The 14,875-nt window shown below is 63.0% G+C and carries 12 protein-coding genes and 2 pseudogenes; 6 read left to right on the forward strand and 8 right to left on the reverse strand.

The genetic code is table 11. The annotated features are described in order from the left end of the window. Nucleotides 1-82: 82 nt before the first annotated feature. Complete coding sequence (locus tag RUH75_RS21225) at nucleotides 83-757, reverse strand: HAD-IB family hydrolase (RefSeq protein WP_313809185.1); 675 nt, start codon at nucleotides 755-757, stop codon at nucleotides 83-85. Nucleotides 758-856: 99 nt separating this feature from the next. Between RUH75_RS21225 and RUH75_RS21230 the strand changes: the two genes are divergently transcribed. The 4 genes from RUH75_RS21230 to RUH75_RS21245 are packed head-to-tail and all read left to right on the forward strand — an operon-like array spanning nucleotide 857 to nucleotide 4,395. Continuing rightward, nucleotides 857-1,966, forward strand: a complete 1,110-nt coding sequence (locus RUH75_RS21230) for an ABC transporter permease (protein WP_313809186.1) — start codon at nucleotides 857-859, stop codon at nucleotides 1,964-1,966. Next, complete coding sequence (locus RUH75_RS21235) at nucleotides 1,966-2,814, forward strand: ABC transporter ATP-binding protein (protein ID WP_313809187.1); 849 nt, start codon at nucleotides 1,966-1,968, stop codon at nucleotides 2,812-2,814. Before RUH75_RS21230 ends, RUH75_RS21235 begins: the two co-directional genes overlap by 1 nt. A gap of 3 nt (nucleotides 2,815-2,817) precedes the next feature. Further along, nucleotides 2,818-3,780, forward strand: a complete 963-nt coding sequence (locus RUH75_RS21240; RefSeq protein ID WP_313809188.1) for an MlaD family protein — start codon at nucleotides 2,818-2,820, stop codon at nucleotides 3,778-3,780. Between the two features lie 9 nt (nucleotides 3,781-3,789). Next, nucleotides 3,790-4,395 (forward strand): ABC-type transport auxiliary lipoprotein family protein, encoded by a 606-nt coding sequence (locus RUH75_RS21245; protein ID WP_409592413.1) that lies wholly within the window; start codon nucleotides 3,790-3,792, stop codon nucleotides 4,393-4,395. 49 nt (nucleotides 4,396-4,444) lie between these two features. On the opposite strand, the pseudogene pepN reads toward RUH75_RS21245, so the two are convergent. The 7 genes and pseudogenes from pepN to RUH75_RS21280 all read right to left on the reverse strand — a co-directional run bounded on the left by pepN (nucleotide 4,445) and on the right by RUH75_RS21280 (nucleotide 12,948). Continuing rightward, a pseudogene (gene pepN, locus RUH75_RS21250) lies at nucleotides 4,445-7,045 on the reverse strand (aminopeptidase N). Between the two features lie 92 nt (nucleotides 7,046-7,137). Next, nucleotides 7,138-8,043: a ParB/RepB/Spo0J family partition protein gene (locus RUH75_RS21255; RefSeq protein WP_313809190.1), complete on the reverse strand. Its 906-nt coding sequence runs from the start codon at nucleotides 8,041-8,043 to the stop codon at nucleotides 7,138-7,140. 14 nt (nucleotides 8,044-8,057) lie between these two features. Further along, nucleotides 8,058-8,840 (reverse strand): ParA family protein, encoded by a 783-nt coding sequence (locus tag RUH75_RS21260; protein ID WP_313809191.1) that lies wholly within the window; start codon nucleotides 8,838-8,840, stop codon nucleotides 8,058-8,060. Next, nucleotides 8,837-9,475 carry a 16S rRNA (guanine(527)-N(7))-methyltransferase RsmG gene (gene rsmG, locus RUH75_RS21265; protein ID WP_313809192.1) on the reverse strand — a complete coding sequence of 213 codons (639 nt, stop codon included), beginning with the start codon at nucleotides 9,473-9,475 and terminating at the stop codon, nucleotides 8,837-8,839. The genes RUH75_RS21260 and rsmG overlap by 4 nt, the downstream gene beginning before the upstream one ends. Then, nucleotides 9,472-11,322: a tRNA uridine-5-carboxymethylaminomethyl(34) synthesis enzyme MnmG gene (gene mnmG, locus RUH75_RS21270; protein ID WP_313809193.1), complete on the reverse strand. Its 1,851-nt coding sequence runs from the start codon at nucleotides 11,320-11,322 to the stop codon at nucleotides 9,472-9,474. Before mnmG ends, rsmG begins: the two co-directional genes overlap by 4 nt. A 57-nt stretch (nucleotides 11,323-11,379) precedes the next feature. Beyond that, on the reverse strand, nucleotides 11,380-12,660 hold the full coding sequence (gene mnmE / locus RUH75_RS21275) for a tRNA uridine-5-carboxymethylaminomethyl(34) synthesis GTPase MnmE (protein WP_313809194.1): 1,281 nt from the start codon (nucleotides 12,658-12,660) through the stop codon (nucleotides 11,380-11,382). 33 nt (nucleotides 12,661-12,693) lie between these two features. Further along, entirely contained in the window at nucleotides 12,694-12,948 is a 255-nt protein-coding gene (locus RUH75_RS21280; protein WP_313809195.1) for a DUF6489 family protein, read from the reverse strand. Nucleotides 12,949-13,111: 163 nt separating this feature from the next. On the opposite strand from RUH75_RS21280, the gene RUH75_RS21285 reads away from it, so the two are divergent. Continuing rightward, nucleotides 13,112-13,810 (forward strand): dienelactone hydrolase family protein, encoded by a 699-nt coding sequence (locus RUH75_RS21285; protein WP_313809196.1) that lies wholly within the window; start codon nucleotides 13,112-13,114, stop codon nucleotides 13,808-13,810. Between the two features lie 33 nt (nucleotides 13,811-13,843). Further along, a pseudogene (locus RUH75_RS21290) lies at nucleotides 13,844-14,823 on the forward strand (quinone oxidoreductase family protein). Nucleotides 14,824-14,875 lie beyond the last annotated feature (52 nt).

Consider the following 14,875-nt stretch of genomic DNA (forward strand, 5'->3'; position numbering starts at 1 on the left):
GATTGAACCGGAATGACTCCAGTTATTCTTTGTTGTCCGTGATCTCCAAGCCGCCAGATGATGCATCTGGCTCGAAATCACTCTAATTCCAGTCGACCCGGTTCCAGCCGCGTTCCCTCGCCAGCCTTGCCAACGGTTTGTGCGGGTTGGACGCGAAAGGAATATCCGCAAATTCCAGCATCGGCGCATCGGACACATGATCCGAATAGGCACGGATATGCGCCTGCCTCCGGTCGATCGCTTCGGCCGCCATCCACGCCTTGATCATACGCAGCTTGCCGGTGTCATAGCAATTTTCGCCAGCAATCCGGGCGCGGACATAGCGCAGATCCTGTGACAGATGATCCGTGGCGATCACCGCGTCGAAGCCAAGATGGCGGGCGATCGGCTCCACATAGAGGCGATAGGAAGCGGTTGCGAGGACCAGCCTGTATCCGTCCGCCTTGTCCCGGGCGATCTGGGCCAGCGCGCCGGCCCGCACATTGCGCGCCACCACCCTGGCCGCATAGCTTTCGACATGGGGCATCAGCTTCGCCCGCTCGACATTATGGCCGATCATCAGGGCCTGATTCAGTTCCTTCAACCGCTGGCGGCTGATCAGCTTCAGCACATAGGTCAGCATCAGCAGGATCACGCCGGGAAACAGCGCCAGACGCCACGGCGCCATGCTCTTCGCGACGTGTATCAGAAAGCCCGTATAAGTGCCGGTGAAGGTGACCGTGCGGTCCATATCGTAAAATGCGAGCCTGTGCGTCATGCCGTATCCGAAACTTTTTGGGGCGCCCCTTCGTTTGACCGTGCGGATGGGCCGTTTCGGCTTGCCGTGCAACTGATAATGGATCACACCTCCGCCTTGATGAACAAAGCCGCTGATCTTGCCCAGGAAATCCGCGACGGCGGAGCGGTCATCCGGCTTTCGGGCAATCTTTCCATCGCCTGTCTGCATGACCTGCCCGACCGGCTGGATGCCATAGCGGGGCCGGTCGATATGCTCGACCTGACCGACGTGGACCATATGGACACGATCGGCGCCTGGGTGCTGCATCGCACGATCAAGCGATTGAACTGCACGGTCACGGGCGACAAATGCGATGCGGAAAGGCTGATCGCGGCAGTCGGAAAGCTCGATGAGCCGGTCAATATCCGTCCCGACTATGTCCCGCCCTGGCAACGGGTGGTCGGCCAGATCGGCGAGGCGGTGGTCGTTTCGGGCGCCACGCTGCTCGGGCTGATCGGCTTTTTCGGCGGTACGCTGGTGGCGACGTGGAACGTCATCCGCCATCCCGGCCGTTTCCGCATCAACGCGGTGGTGCAACGCTTCGAGGTGGTGGGGGTTTCGGCGCTCGGCATTATCGGCCTGATGAGCTTTCTGATCGGCATCGTCATCGCGCAACAAGGCTCCGTGCAGTTGCGCCAGTTCGGCATGGAGATGCTGACGATCAACCTGGTCGGGCGCCTCACCTTCCGCGAACTGGGCGTGCTGATGACGGCGATCATGGTCGCGGGACGATCCGGCTCCGCCTTTGCCGCGCAGCTGGGGACGATGAAGCTGACCGAGGAGGTCGACGCCATGCGCACCATCGGCGTGTCGCCGATGGAGGCGCTGGTGTTGCCGCGCACGCTCGCCGTCGTGGTGATGATGCCGCTGCTCGGCTTCTACGCCTCCGTCGTGGCGGTGATCGGCGGCGGGTTCCTGTGCGCCGTATCGCTCGACATTCCGCCGATCACCTTCGTCCAGCGCTTGCGCGAGGTGGTGCCGATCCATGACCTGTGGGTGGGCCTGATCAAGGCGCCGGTGTTCGGCATCATCATCGCGCTGGCGGGCTGTTTTCAGGGCTTGCAGGTCGAGGCCAATGCCGAGGAAGTGGGGCTGCGCACCACATCCGCCGTGGTGCAGGCGATCTTCCTCGTCATCGTGATCGACGCCTTTTTCGCGGTCTTCTTTACCTGGGTGGGCTGGAACTGATGGCGCCCGAGGAAGAGATCACCGCCGAGGAAGCGCGGGTCGAAAAGGCGCTTGAAAAGGACAATGTCGCCATCTCGGTCCGCAACCTCAAGAACAGCTTCGGCAATCAGGTGGTGCATGAGGGACTGGAACTCGACGTCCGCAAGGGCGAGATATTGGGCGTGGTTGGCGGATCGGGCACCGGCAAATCGGTGCTGATGCGCTCGATCATCGGGTTGCAGACCCCCGATGAGGGCGAGATTCACGTCTTCGGCGAATCGATGATCGGCCGTCTGGACGATGAGGCGCTGGCGATCCGCAAGCGTTGGGGCGTGTTGTTCCAGGGCGGCGCGCTATTCTCCACATTGACCGTGGCGGAGAATATCGAAGTGCCGATCCGCGAATATTATCCCAATATCGGGCCGCGGCTGCGCGATGAGATCGCCGCCTATAAAATCCGCATGACCGGGCTTCCCGCCGAGGCTGGCCCCAAATATCCCGCCGAACTGTCGGGCGGCATGAAGAAACGCGCGGGCCTTGCGCGGGCGCTGGCACTTGATCCCGATCTGTTGTTCCTGGACGAGCCAACGGCGGGGCTGGACCCGATCGGCGCGGCGGCCTTCGACGACCAGACGCGCAAATTGCAGCAGACATTGGGGTTGACGGTCTTCCTCATCACCCATGATCTCGACACGCTTTATTCGATCTGCGACCGGGTCGCGGTGCTGGCGGACAGGAAGGTGACGGCGGTCGGCACGATCGACGAACTGCTGGCGACCGACCATCCCTGGATTCAGGAATATTTCAACGGCCCGCGCGGGCGCGCCGCGACGGCGGCGGTGGCCCGTGAACAGGACAAGAGGCGATAGAATATGGAAACCCGCTCCAACCATGTGCTGGTGGGCACGGTCACGCTGCTGTTGCTGGCGGCGATCATGATCGCGGCTTTCTGGTTCTCGCGTCTGTCGCAAGGCAATAATGCGGAATATGACATCTTCTTCAAGCAGTCGGTGAACGGCCTGGCCAAGGGATCGAGCGTCAACTATTCCGGCGTCCCTTCCGGTCAGGTCGAAAAGATCGAACTCTGGAAGCGCGACCCGAGCTTCGTGAAGGTGCGCATTTCGGTGAAGGAGGGCACGCCCGTCCTGCAAGGCACCACGGCAACCATCGCGGGCGTCGGCTTCACCGGGGTATCGGAAATCGTGCTGGATGGCGCCGTCAAGGGCGCGCGGCCGATCACCTGCCCGGTCGAAAACCCCCTCGCCTCCTGCCCGGACGGCGTGCCGGTGATTCCGACCAAGCCGGGCGCGCTGGGCGAATTGCTCAACAATGCGCCGCAACTGCTGGAGCGGCTGTCGACCCTGACCGAACGGCTGACCGAATTGCTCAACGACAAGAATCAGCAATCGATCGCGAGCATATTGGCCAATGTCGAGCGGATATCCGGGTCACTGGCCGATCGCAGCCCCGAAATCGCCGCGACGCTGGCTGAGGCCCGCATCGCCGTGCAGCGCACCGGCATGGCCGCCGAACAGATCGGTCAGCTGGCCGCAACCACCAATTCCATGGTGAATGACGAAGGCCGTCCATTGATGGCCGACCTGCGCCAGAGCGTGCAGTCGGCAACGCACAGCATCGATACGCTCGACAGGACGATCGCCGAAGCGCAGCCGGGCGTTCGCGCCTTCAGCAACCAGACCATGCCGGAAGTCAACCAGCTGGTGCGCGACCTGCGCGAAATGTCGCGCGCCTTCCGCGGCGTGGCGGAAAAACTCGATCAGCAGGGCGCCGGGTCGATCGTCGGATCGCCCAAACTGCCCGACTATAAGCGTTAAGAGGACGCCATGATGTTCCACAAGAAATCCGGTCCGGCATTTGCCTTCGCTTTCCTGCTGTCGGGCTGCGTGTCCTTCGGCGGCAAGCCCCCTGAACGGCTGCTCTCGCTCGATGCCGCGCAGAAAGTAGCGCCGGGGACGCTACGCCAAGCGAATGCGGGCCGGACGATCACCGTTGCTGACCCTGAAGCCCCCAAAATGCTCGATACGGTGCGTGTGCCGGTTCGGATCGCGCCGACATCGGTTGCTTATGTGACCAAGGTGCAATGGGCCGATACGCCGCGCCACCTGTTTCAGAAACTGTTGGCGGAAACCATCGCCGCCGGCAGCGACCGCATCGTGCTTGATCCGGGCCAATATTCGGCTGATGCCGGACAGCGGCTTATGGGCGAATTGGTCGATTTCGGTTTGGACGATGCAAGCAACAGCGCCGTCGTGACCTATGACGCGATGCTTGCCGGACCAGGCGGGGTGGCCATCGCCAAGCAGCGCTTCACCGCCAGTGCGCCGGTGGGCGGCAAGATCGACGCGGAAAGCATCGCCATTCCGCTCAACCGCGCCGCCAACAAGGTGGCCGCCGATGTGGCGGCCTGGCTCGCGGCGCAGGGGCGTTAGGGCAGCGCGCGCGAAAGTGGGAACCGGCTAGGGCAGCGCTCGCGGCCGCTCATTCCAGGCTTTTGCTGACCTGTTCGGTCACGTCCTTCGACAAGCCCGGCTCAGCGAAGATGCGTTGCAGTTCGGCGCGCATCAACCTTGCGCGTGCCTCGTCGAACCGCTTCCAGCGGCCCAGCGGCGGCACCAGCCGGGCGGCCGTCTGCGGGTTGAGCCTGTCCAGCGCGATGATGCAGTCCGCCACCAGGCGATAACCCTTGCCCGGCCGATGGTGGAACGCCCACTGATTGCCGGCAAAAGCGCCATAGAGCGAACGCACCCGATTAGGATTGCCCAGCGTGAAATCCCTGTGCTTGCCCAGTTCCTCCACCAGATCGACCGTGTCGGGATGGAAGGCGAATGCCTGGGTCTGGAACCATTTGTCCAGCGTCAGCGCATCGTCGCGATAGCGGTTGTAGAAGATGTCCAGCGCCGCCTCCCGCTCCGCGCTGGTGCCATTGGCCAGCGTTGCGAGTGCCGCCTGCCGTTCGGTCATATTGTCGGCTTCGCTGAACTGGTCGAAGGCAATGGCCGGGCCGTCGTTCGCGCCTGAGGCCACGAGGTAGAACAGGGCCGTATTGCGCAGCTTGCGCGCGCCCTTGGCAACGGATGACAGCGCAAAGGCGTTGGCCTTCGTCCTGGCATGAACGTCACGCCACAACGGCTCCAGCTCGGCGCCTATCCGGTGTTGCAGGGCATCCCGCACGGCGTGGATCACATCGGGATCGACCACCGCCAACTGGTCGCCCAGATAGGCTTCGCTCGGCAGGCGGATGGCTTCGGCGACGAAGGCCGGATCGAGCAGGGGATCGATCGCGGTGTCTCGGATCGCCGCGACGACCGCATCCTCATCGACATCCTGCCCGCCGATGCGGCCGACCAGCACGTTCACCAGCAGCTGCTGCATCGCTTCATAACGGGCGAAGGGATCGTCATCATGGGCCGACAGGAAGGCAAGGTCGGCCTGGCTGCGGTTGGTTTCGACGATTACCGGCGCGGAAAAACCCCGGTTGATCGAGAATATGGGCGCCCTTCCCCAGCCGGTGAAGGCAAAACTCTGCTTGGCCTCCGTCAACATCAGCAGTTCGTCGCCCCGGCTCTTGCCCGACTCCGGGTCGAACAGGGCGGTTCGCAGCGGTATCGCCATGGGTTGCTTTTGCGGCTGGCCCGGCGTCGGCGGAACGGTCTGCTCCAGCAGCAGGGTCGCGCTCTGGCTCACCGGATCGTGGGTCAACAGCGCCCGGACATGCGGCGTCCCCGCCTGCTCATACCAACGGCGGAACTGGCTAAGGTCGACCTCCCCGCCCTCCTCCATCGCACGCACGAAATCCTCGCAAGTGGCCGCCTCCCCATCATGGCGGTCGAAATAGAGATCAGTCGCCGCGCGGAAGCGTTAAGCGCCCAGCATCCGCGCCATCATCCGGATGACCTCCGCCCCCTTATTATAGATAGTCGCTGTGTAGAAGTTACTGATTTCCATATAGGATTCTGGACGAACCGGATGCGCCAGAGGCCCCGAATCCTCCTGAAACTGGGCGGCCCGCAGGATGCGGACATCCTCGATCCGCTTGACCGCATGGCTTCCCATGTCGGCGGAGAAATTCTGGTCGCGAAATACGGTGAAGCCTTCCTTCAGGCTCAATTGGAACCAGTCGCGGCAGGTGACCCGGTTGCCCGACCAGTTATGGAAATATTCATGGGCGACCACCCCTTCGACGCCATCATAATCGAGGTCGGTCGCGGTTTCCGGATCGGCCAATATGTAGCGCGAATTGAAGATGTTGAGCCCCTTATTCTCCATCGCGCCAAAATTGAAATCAGCGACGGCGACGATGTTGAACACGTCGAGATCATATTCGCGACCATAGACCCGCTCATCCCAGGCCATGCTGTTCTTCAGCGCCTGCATGGCGTGGGCGGTGCGGGGAAGGTCCGCTTCCTTGACCCAGATGCCCAGTTGCACCTCTCGACCGCTCATCGTCACGAAACGGTCGGCATTGCAGGCCAGATCGCCCGCGACCAGCGCGAAGAGATAGCAGGGTTTGGGAAAGGGATCGTCCCAGCGGGCCCAATGCCGGCCATCGGGCAAATCCCCCTGCTCGACCGGATCGCCATTCGCCAGCAGCACGGGATAAAGCGTCTTGTACGCCACCATGCGCACAGAGTAGCGCGACAGCACATCGGGGCGATCGGGAAAGAAGGTGATGCGGCGGAAGCCTTCCGCCTCGCACTGGGTGCAAAGCAGGCCGCCGCTGGCATAAAGCCCCATCAGCTTGCTGTTGCTCTGGGGCGCGATCTCCACCAGCGTTTCGACTTGATGGATGGTGCCGGGGAGCGCGATGATCAAGGCGCCCGCTTCCAGCGACCATTGGTCCGTGGCCAACGGTTCGCCATCCACCCTGATGTCCAGCGGCATGAGTCCATCGCCGTCCAGCTTCAGCGGGCGATCATGATCGCCATTTCGGGTAACAGACAGGACCGCACGCACCCGTGTCGTCGCCGCATCCAGATCGAAGTCCAGGGCGATAGCGGGGACCAGCCAATCCGGCGGGCGATAATCTTCACGACGGATGACATGCGGCGCGGCGGCGGGGGAGGATGAAATGTCTGCCATGGTGGCAGGCTAAGGATTTGACTCAAAAAAGGCCAGTGGCTGCCGCAGGAAATGCGGAGAGCCGCCAGCCTTTTTCTTCGCTGAAAGAGCCTTTAGATTCGTTCGCCCGACAGGCGCTGGCAAAGCATGTCAAGCTGGTCGAGCGTCGAATAATGCAGGGACAGAATGCCGCCAGCGCCCTGACCATAGGCGATATCGACCTTCACGCCCAAAATATCGGCAAGATGCTGTTCCAGAGCGGCAAGGTCGGCGTCATTTTCCCTGCTGGGCGCGACGGTCCGCTGTCGGCTTGGCGCCTCATCGCCCTTCTTCGCGCGCCGCACGAGTTGCTCCGTGTCGCGAACGGAAAGGCCCCGGGTTTCGACAGTCCGCGCCAGAGATTCGCAATCGGGCGCACCGATCAAGGCGCGAGCATGACCCATGCTCAGCTTCTGTTCGATCACCTGCTGCTGCACTGGCACTGGCAGATCGAGAAGGCGCATCAGATTGGCGACATGGCTGCGCGATTTGCCGACAAGCCGGCCCAGCGCCTCCTGACTGTGATGAAATTCGGCGATCAGCTTTCGATAGGCTTCCGCCTCTTCGATCGGATTGAGATCCTCGCGCTGGATATTTTCGATCAGTGCGATTTCCAACGTTTCCGCTTCATCGAAATCGCGGACAATGGCGGGAATGCGGTGAAGCTGTGCGCGCTGGGCCGCGCGCCAGCGACGCTCGCCCGCCACGATCTGGAAGCCGCCGCCATGAGGCCGCACGATGATCGGCTGGATGACGCCGCGCTTGGCGATGCTGTCGGCCAGTTCCTGTAGCGCGCCGTCGTCGAAATGACGGCGGGGCTGTTCGGGATGGGGCTGAATCAGGGCGACTTCAATGCTCTGGATCGTCTTGGTCGACGGCGGGGTAGCGGCGGTGGGCGCCACCGGCTCTTCCCGCGCGACATCCCCCAGCAGCGCCGAGAGTCCCCGGCCAAGACCATGAGGACGCTTGGCTGACTTCATCATATTCTCATTACTCAAGCAGCGACCTCCTGACGGGGCAGGCGTGCGATCAATTCGCGCGCCAGACGCATATAGGCTTCCGACCCCGGACAGCGGAAATCATAGATCAGGGCCGGAACGCCATGGCTGGGCGCTTCCGACAAACGCACATTGCGGGGAATAACCGTTGAAAAGACAAGATCGCCAAGACAGGCGCGCACATCGTCCGCTACCTGATCGGTCAAACGGTTGCGGCGATCATACATGGTGAGCGCGACGCCCATGATCGAAAGGATCGGATTGAAGCGGCCGCGGATTCGCTCCACCGTCTGGAGAAGTTGGGACAACCCCTCCAGAGCGAAAAACTCACATTGCAGCGGAACCAGCAACGACTGTGCCGCAACCATCGCGTTGATGGTAAGCAAGCCGAGCGACGGCGGACAATCGATCAGGCAGATGTCCCAACGTCCCGGCTGCGCCTCCGACAATACCCGCTCCAGACGGTGGGTGCGTTCCTCATATTCGATCAGTTCGATCTCCGCGCCCGACAAATCCTGCGTCGCAGGCACGATATCGAGCTTGGGGACCCGGGTGGTGAGGATCGCATCGTCCAGCGCGCAATTGCCGAGGAGCAGGTCATAGCTCGACTGCGCGCGGTCGGACTGGTTCACGCCCAAGCCGGTGGATGCGTTGCCCTGCGGATCAAGGTCCACCAACAATACCCGAAGGCCTGTCGCAGCCAAACCCGTGGCCAGGTTGATCGCGGTCGTGGTTTTCCCGACGCCGCCCTTCTGATTGGCTATGGCAATACGGATCATCCTCGGGCTTTCCTCCTGATGGACCGGACCGCCTCTGCGACGATGATCGCGCTATCCGCGTCAGTCACGCTGCGTTCCACGTGGAACACACCTTGCCATGATCGAGTCGCCGTCTCCAGTTCATTCTGCGCATTTCGTCCCTTTGGCAGCACCCAAATCGTCTTTTCATCGGACAGATGTACCGCCGATTCGAGCAATTTGGGTAAGGGAGCATAAGCGCGCGCGCTGATAACCGTTGCGCGCGCAACGGGCATGACCTCCACCCGCCCTCCAAAGACGCAGGCGGACAATCCGAGTTCGGAAATCACGCCGTTGAGAAAATCTATGCGCTTGCGGCGCGATTCGACCATTTGCACCGGCCGGTCCTGAAGGATTGCGACAACGATGCCGGGCAAGCCGGCCCCCGAACCCAGATCAATCCATGGCCCCTCCCCGGCCCGTTCCGCCAAGGGAATGAGCTGGGCCGAATCAACGATATGCCGGGCCCAGATATGAGGCCGGGTCGATTCCGCTATGAGATTTTGCTGCTCCATTTCCGCCAGAAGGATGGCGACATAGCGGTCCAACCTCCGCCATGTTTCACGTGGAACATCAAACCGCTGCTCCACCCACGCCCGCGCTTCTTCTTCGGTCACGCGGCATGCCGCCGGACATGGATGAGAAGGGCAGCGAGCGCGGCGGGCGTTATGCCGCGAATACGACTCGCCGCCGCCAAACTATCCGGGCGTGCCATGTTGAGCCGTTCGATCATTTCGGTAGACAATCCCCCGATCGCGCTGAAATCAAAATCTGCGGGAATCATCACGCGCTCATTGCGGCGCATCTCCGCAATCTCGGCATCCTGCCGTTCGAGATAGGGGGCATAATGGGCGTCCTCAAGAATCTCGTCGCGCACATCATCCGATATTTGCGACAGGGCCGGCGCCAGATCAAAAAGAAGCTCGCGCCTGACTTCCGGGAAGCGGGCCCAGTCGAACAGGGAGCGCCGTGTCCCATCCTGCCGGACCCCAGCCCCCGCTCTGGCCATTTCGGTTGAGGACAGCAGGCGTTCCAATTGCGCTTCTGCAATCCGACGTTCGGCTTCGCGCCTGGCATAATGGCCGGCGCGTTCCGGCCCCATGATGCCGTGATGGCGCGCCACGGGAGCAAGCCTCGTCCCTGCATTGTCGGCGCGCAACCGAAGCCGATATTCGGCACGGGCGGTGAGCATGCGATACGGCTCCGTCACCCCTTGCAGGACCAGATCGTCGATCATCACGCCGATATAGCTGCTCGCCCGATCCAACAGGAGTGGCTCGTCGCCCCGAGCCCGCGCGGCAGCATTGACGCCCGCCACCAGGCCTTGGGCGGCAGCCTCCTCATAGCCGGTGGTGCCATTGATCTGGCCGGCGCAGAATAATCCCGCGACAGCACGCACCTCCAATGTCGAATCGAGCGCGCGCGGATCGATATGGTCATATTCCACGGCATAGCCGGGCACGGCAATCTCGGCGCTTTCAAGTCCCGCCATGGACCGCACCATCGCCAGTTGGACATCGGCCGGAAGCGAGGTGCTGATCCCATTGGGGTAGACGAGATGATCGTCCAGCCCCTCAGGCTCCAGAAAAATCTGATGCCCGTCCCGATCAGCAAAGCGTATCACCTTATCCTCGATCGACGGACAATAGCGCGGGCCACGCCCTTCGATCGCGCCGCTGAACAGCGGTGAGCGCCCCAGACCGTCCCGGATGATGGCATGAGTCCGCTCATTGGTGCGGGTGATCGCACAGCTGAGTTGAGGCAGAACCCGGCCCGGAGACAGCCCCGACATGGTCCAGCTCGCTCCGTCCGACGGCTGTTCGTCGAGGCGCGCCCAGTCGATAGTGCGTCCGTCGAGGCGCGGCGGCGTGCCAGTCTTGAGCCGTCCGATCGGCAGTTCCAGCGCCCGGAGCTGAACCCCAAGCGTGGTGGCTGCTCGTTCGCCGGTACGACCACCGGTCGTGCTTTCCTCCCCCCGAAACAGCTTGCCGCCCAAAAAGGTACCGGTCGCCAGCACTACTGCAGCCGCGCCGATGTTCCGCCCGTCCGCCAGCGCCAGTCCTGCCACTTCTCCCTGCGACAGAAGAAGGGCCGTTGCTTCCCCTTCCACGATCTCCAATCCCGGCTGGGCATCGAGCAGGCGATGAATTTCGGCGCGATAGCGCTTCCGGTCCGCCTGGATGCGCGGCCCCTGGACGGCCGCGCCCTTGCTGCTGTTAAGCATCCGATAATGGATCGCAGCCGCATCCGCGGCCCGCGCGATCAGCCCGTCGAGCGCATCGACCTCCCGCACCAGATGGCCCTTGCCCAGTCCCCCAATGGCGGGATTGCACGACATGGCGCCGACGGTCGCCTTCTCAAAGGTCAGCAGCGCGACCGACGCGCCCTTGCGCGCCGCCGCCGCTGCCGCCTCGCAGCCCGCATGGCCGCCGCCGACCACGATCACATCATAGCTTTCTCGCATGCGCGCCCCCTTATCAGATGCGGGCGCCCGGTCCAAACTGTTCCACGTGGAACATCATCATTTGCCGATGCAGAAACCGGCGAACAGACGATCGAGCATATCTTCCGTGCCCGCCCGGCCGGTCAATTGATCGATCGCGTTGCGGGACCGCCGCAATTCCTCCGCCGTGATCAATAGATCATGGGCCATCTGCGCCGCCTCCAGATGGGATCGCAAAAGCCCTACCGCTTCGCGTTGACGCTGGTGCAGGGCATAATCGCCGTCCCCCGGCAACAGCCCGGCGGCCCGATCGAGCAATGTCCCGACCAGCTCCGCCATGCCCTCCCCTGTCACCGCAGACAGGCGGAGGCCCGGACGATCATCCCCCGTCCGATCGCATTGCGCGGCGAGCAGCACGGCATCCGCGCGGGGCGCTTCTTCGGCAGGCCCCAGCCAGAGAATGATGTCAGCGGCATCAAGCGCGCCACGCGCCCGGTCCATGCCGATCGCCTCGATCGCATCGCCCGTCTCCGCGCGCAGGCCTGCCGTATCGGTGAACAGGAAAGCGACGCCTGCCAGCGCGGCGGGCACCTCAATCCGGTCACGGGTCGTCCCCGCGATATCGGACACGATGGCGGCTTCCCGCCCGACGAGCCGGTTGAGCAACGTCGATTTGCCTGCATTGGGGGGGCCAGCCAAAACCACCCTTACCCCATCGCGCAACCGCTCCGCCGACGGGGCCGCCAGCACCGTCTCGATATCCTGCGCCAAGGCGCAAATGCCTGCGCCGATCCGGCCCTCAATCCCCAGGTCGGGAACATCATCTTCATCGGAGAAATCGAGTGCCGCTTCCGTCATGGCCGACAGTTCCAGCAATGTGCCGCGCCAACCCTCCACGCGGCGGGAGAAATGCCCTTCCGCCATCAGCAGCGCCGCCCGCCGCTGCTGCTGCGTTTCAGCCGCCAGCAGATCGGACAACCCCTCCACCGCGTTCAGATCCATGCGGCCGCTGGCAAAGGCGCGGCGGGTGAATTCTCCGGGTTCCGCGCGCCGCAATCCAGGAACCGTGCCGAGCACTTCCTCCACCGCGGCAATGACCGCGCGCCCGCCATGACAATGCAATTCCGCCAAATCTTCGCCGGTCGCTGTCGCAGGACCGGGAAACCACAGGATCAATGCGCGGTCCAGCAGGCTACCGTCGCGCGGATCGGTCAAGAAGGAAAGCCGCGCGCGGCGCGGAGGCGGCATCGCCCCTGCAACGGTAGCAAGAGCCAGCCCAGCCGCCGGGCCGCTGATACGGACCACGCCGATGCCGGCTGGAGGCGCACCGCTTGACAGGGCAAAGATAGTATCCGTCACGGCGCCGTCTTTTCGAAATGGGTCAGCCGGAGGTCAGGTCTTATCGCCATTCTTGCCGGCCATTCCCGCCAAGCCGATATCCATCATCTGCTTGAACAGCCGCATGCCGGCATCGCCCAGCGGCGAAAAGCTTTTGAACAGCGTTTCCATCTGCTCGACATTGGCGACGCCGTCGAAGCTGTCGAGCATCGTCTTCACATATTTGTCGTGAATGGGGGTGACATCCGGCAATCCCAGAAAAGCCCGGGCCTCCGCAGGAGTGCAGTCGACGTCCACGCTGACCTTCATTTCTCATTACCTTTTGCTGGGGGCACCCATCATTCACCTCATGCCGCATCAAGGGTGGGCAAGGCAAATTTTTTGATGCCAAGGACGGTTGCGCTACGCCCGGCAAGCGCCATTATGCTGATAAGGAACGGCTCTAAAGAAGAAGAACGGAAAGGATATTCCCATGGCGGCATTTACATCCATCTCCACCCTGGAGGGCGATGCCCGATTTGATGTCTATGTTGCCCGGCCGGAAGGAACGCCCAAGGCGGCGATCGTGGTGGTCCAGGAAATTTTCGGCGTGAACGAGGGTATTCGTCGCAAATGTGACGACTGGGCGGCGGTGGGATATCTTGCTCTGGCCCCCGACCTGTTCTGGCGGGAAAAGCCCCATGTCGAATTGAACGCCGATCTGGCCGACGATTTCCAGGCGGCAATCGGCCACATGCAGAAGTTCAATCAGGACCAGGGCATTCGCGATATCGAAGCGACCATCAAGGCCGCCCGCGCCGAGCTGGGGCAGGCAGGTAAGGTTGGGCTGGTCGGCTATTGCCTGGGCGGACGATTGGTGTTCATGTCGGCCTGCCGCACCGACGGCGATGCCTTTGTCGGCTATTATGGGGTCGGCATTGACGGCCTGCTGAACGAACAGCATGCGATCGGCAAGCCTGTGCTGCTGCATATTCCGACCGCCGATGGCTTCGTTCCGGCCGAAGCGCAGCAGAAAATGCATGAGGGGCTGACGGACAACCGCCATGTCACCCTGCATGATTATGAGGGGCTGGATCATGGGTTTGCCGCCGAAATGGGCCATCGGCGTCATGAGGAAGGCGCGCGGCTGGCGGACGGCCGCACCGCTGATTTCTTTGCCGCCCATCTCTGACAGGGAGACTGCAGGATGACGCAGGCCTGGCGGATGGTGGCCCGTGCCCATGGCGGACCGGATGTGATCGCGCGGGAAGAGTTCGATCCCGGCGATCCCGGCGAAGGCGAACTGCTGATCGCGCAGGATGCCGTCGGCCTGAATTTCATCGACACCTATTATCGCACCGGCCTCTATCCCGCGCCCCTGCCCACCCCGCTGGGGTCAGAGGGGGTTGTACCGGCGTCGGTGGGTCAGCGGGGGCGGGGCACGTCGCTGCGATCGGTCGGGGCGTGCCGGGTTTTTCAGTCGGCGACAAGGTGGGCTGCGCGAGCGGGCTGGGTGCCTATGCCAGTCACCGGATCGTGGCGGCAGACCGGGTGGTGAAGATTCCCGACAGCGTCAGCACCGAAGATGCCGCCGCCATGATGCTGAAGGGCATGACCGCTTGCTATCTGGCTGAGGACAGCATCGCTTTGCGGGCCGGACAGGTCGCGCTGGTCCATGCCGCGGCGGGCGGCGTCGGTTCCGTGCTGGTGCCATGGTTGCGCGACAAGGGCGTGATCGTGATCGCCCATTGCGGATCGGCCGAAAAAGCCGCGACGGTGGAGGCCGACCATAGCCTGCACGGCCCCCTGGACAGCCTGGCCGCCACGGTGCGCGCGCTAACCGGGGGCGAAGGTGTCGATGTCGTCTATGACGGTGTCGGAAAGGATAGCTGGAGCGCATCCCTGTCCTCGCTCAAGCGGCGCGGGCTGATGGTCAGCTATGGCAATGCCTCGGGCGCCGTCCCACCCGTCAGCCTGCTCGATCTCAGCCGGGGCGGTTCGCTCTACGTCACCCGACCGACGCTATACGATTATATTGCCACGCCCGAAGAGTTGGCGAACACTGCTCAACGGCTGTTCGATCGCATGGCCCGTGGCGTGGTGCAGGCGGTCATCGGTCAACGCTTTGCACTGGCGGATGCGGCAGCGGCGCATCATGCGCTGGAGGCGCGGAAGACCGTCGGAAGCACGCTGCTGATCCCGTAAAGAGCGCTACCAAGCCTGCCGGACGTAACCGGTGAGGTTGAAAGGCGGGGCG

The organism is Sphingobium sp. (assembly GCF_032153725.1).
Taxonomy (GTDB): domain Bacteria; phylum Pseudomonadota; class Alphaproteobacteria; order Sphingomonadales; family Sphingomonadaceae; genus Sphingobium.

Excerpts from the sequence above, each read along its gene's own strand:
- RUH75_RS21225 (WP_313809185.1), bottom strand. The coding sequence starts at position 757 with ATGACGCACAGGCTCGCATTTTACGATATGGACCGCACGGTCACCTTC.
- RUH75_RS21230 (WP_313809186.1), top strand. The coding sequence starts at position 857 with ATGAACAAAGCCGCTGATCTTGCCCAGGAAATCCGCGACGGCGGAGCG.
- RUH75_RS21235 (WP_313809187.1), top strand. The coding sequence starts at position 1,966 with ATGGCGCCCGAGGAAGAGATCACCGCCGAGGAAGCGCGGGTCGAAAAG.
- RUH75_RS21240 (WP_313809188.1), top strand. The coding sequence starts at position 2,818 with ATGGAAACCCGCTCCAACCATGTGCTGGTGGGCACGGTCACGCTGCTG.
- RUH75_RS21245 (WP_409592413.1), top strand. The coding sequence starts at position 3,790 with ATGATGTTCCACAAGAAATCCGGTCCGGCATTTGCCTTCGCTTTCCTG.
- RUH75_RS21255 (WP_313809190.1), bottom strand. The coding sequence starts at position 8,043 with ATGAAGTCAGCCAAGCGTCCTCATGGTCTTGGCCGGGGACTCTCGGCG.
- RUH75_RS21260 (WP_313809191.1), bottom strand. The coding sequence starts at position 8,840 with ATGATCCGTATTGCCATAGCCAATCAGAAGGGCGGCGTCGGGAAAACC.
- mnmG (WP_313809193.1), bottom strand. The coding sequence starts at position 11,322 with ATGCGAGAAAGCTATGATGTGATCGTGGTCGGCGGCGGCCATGCGGGC.
- RUH75_RS21280 (WP_313809195.1), bottom strand. The coding sequence starts at position 12,948 with ATGAAGGTCAGCGTGGACGTCGACTGCACTCCTGCGGAGGCCCGGGCT.
- RUH75_RS21285 (WP_313809196.1), top strand. The coding sequence starts at position 13,112 with ATGGCGGCATTTACATCCATCTCCACCCTGGAGGGCGATGCCCGATTT.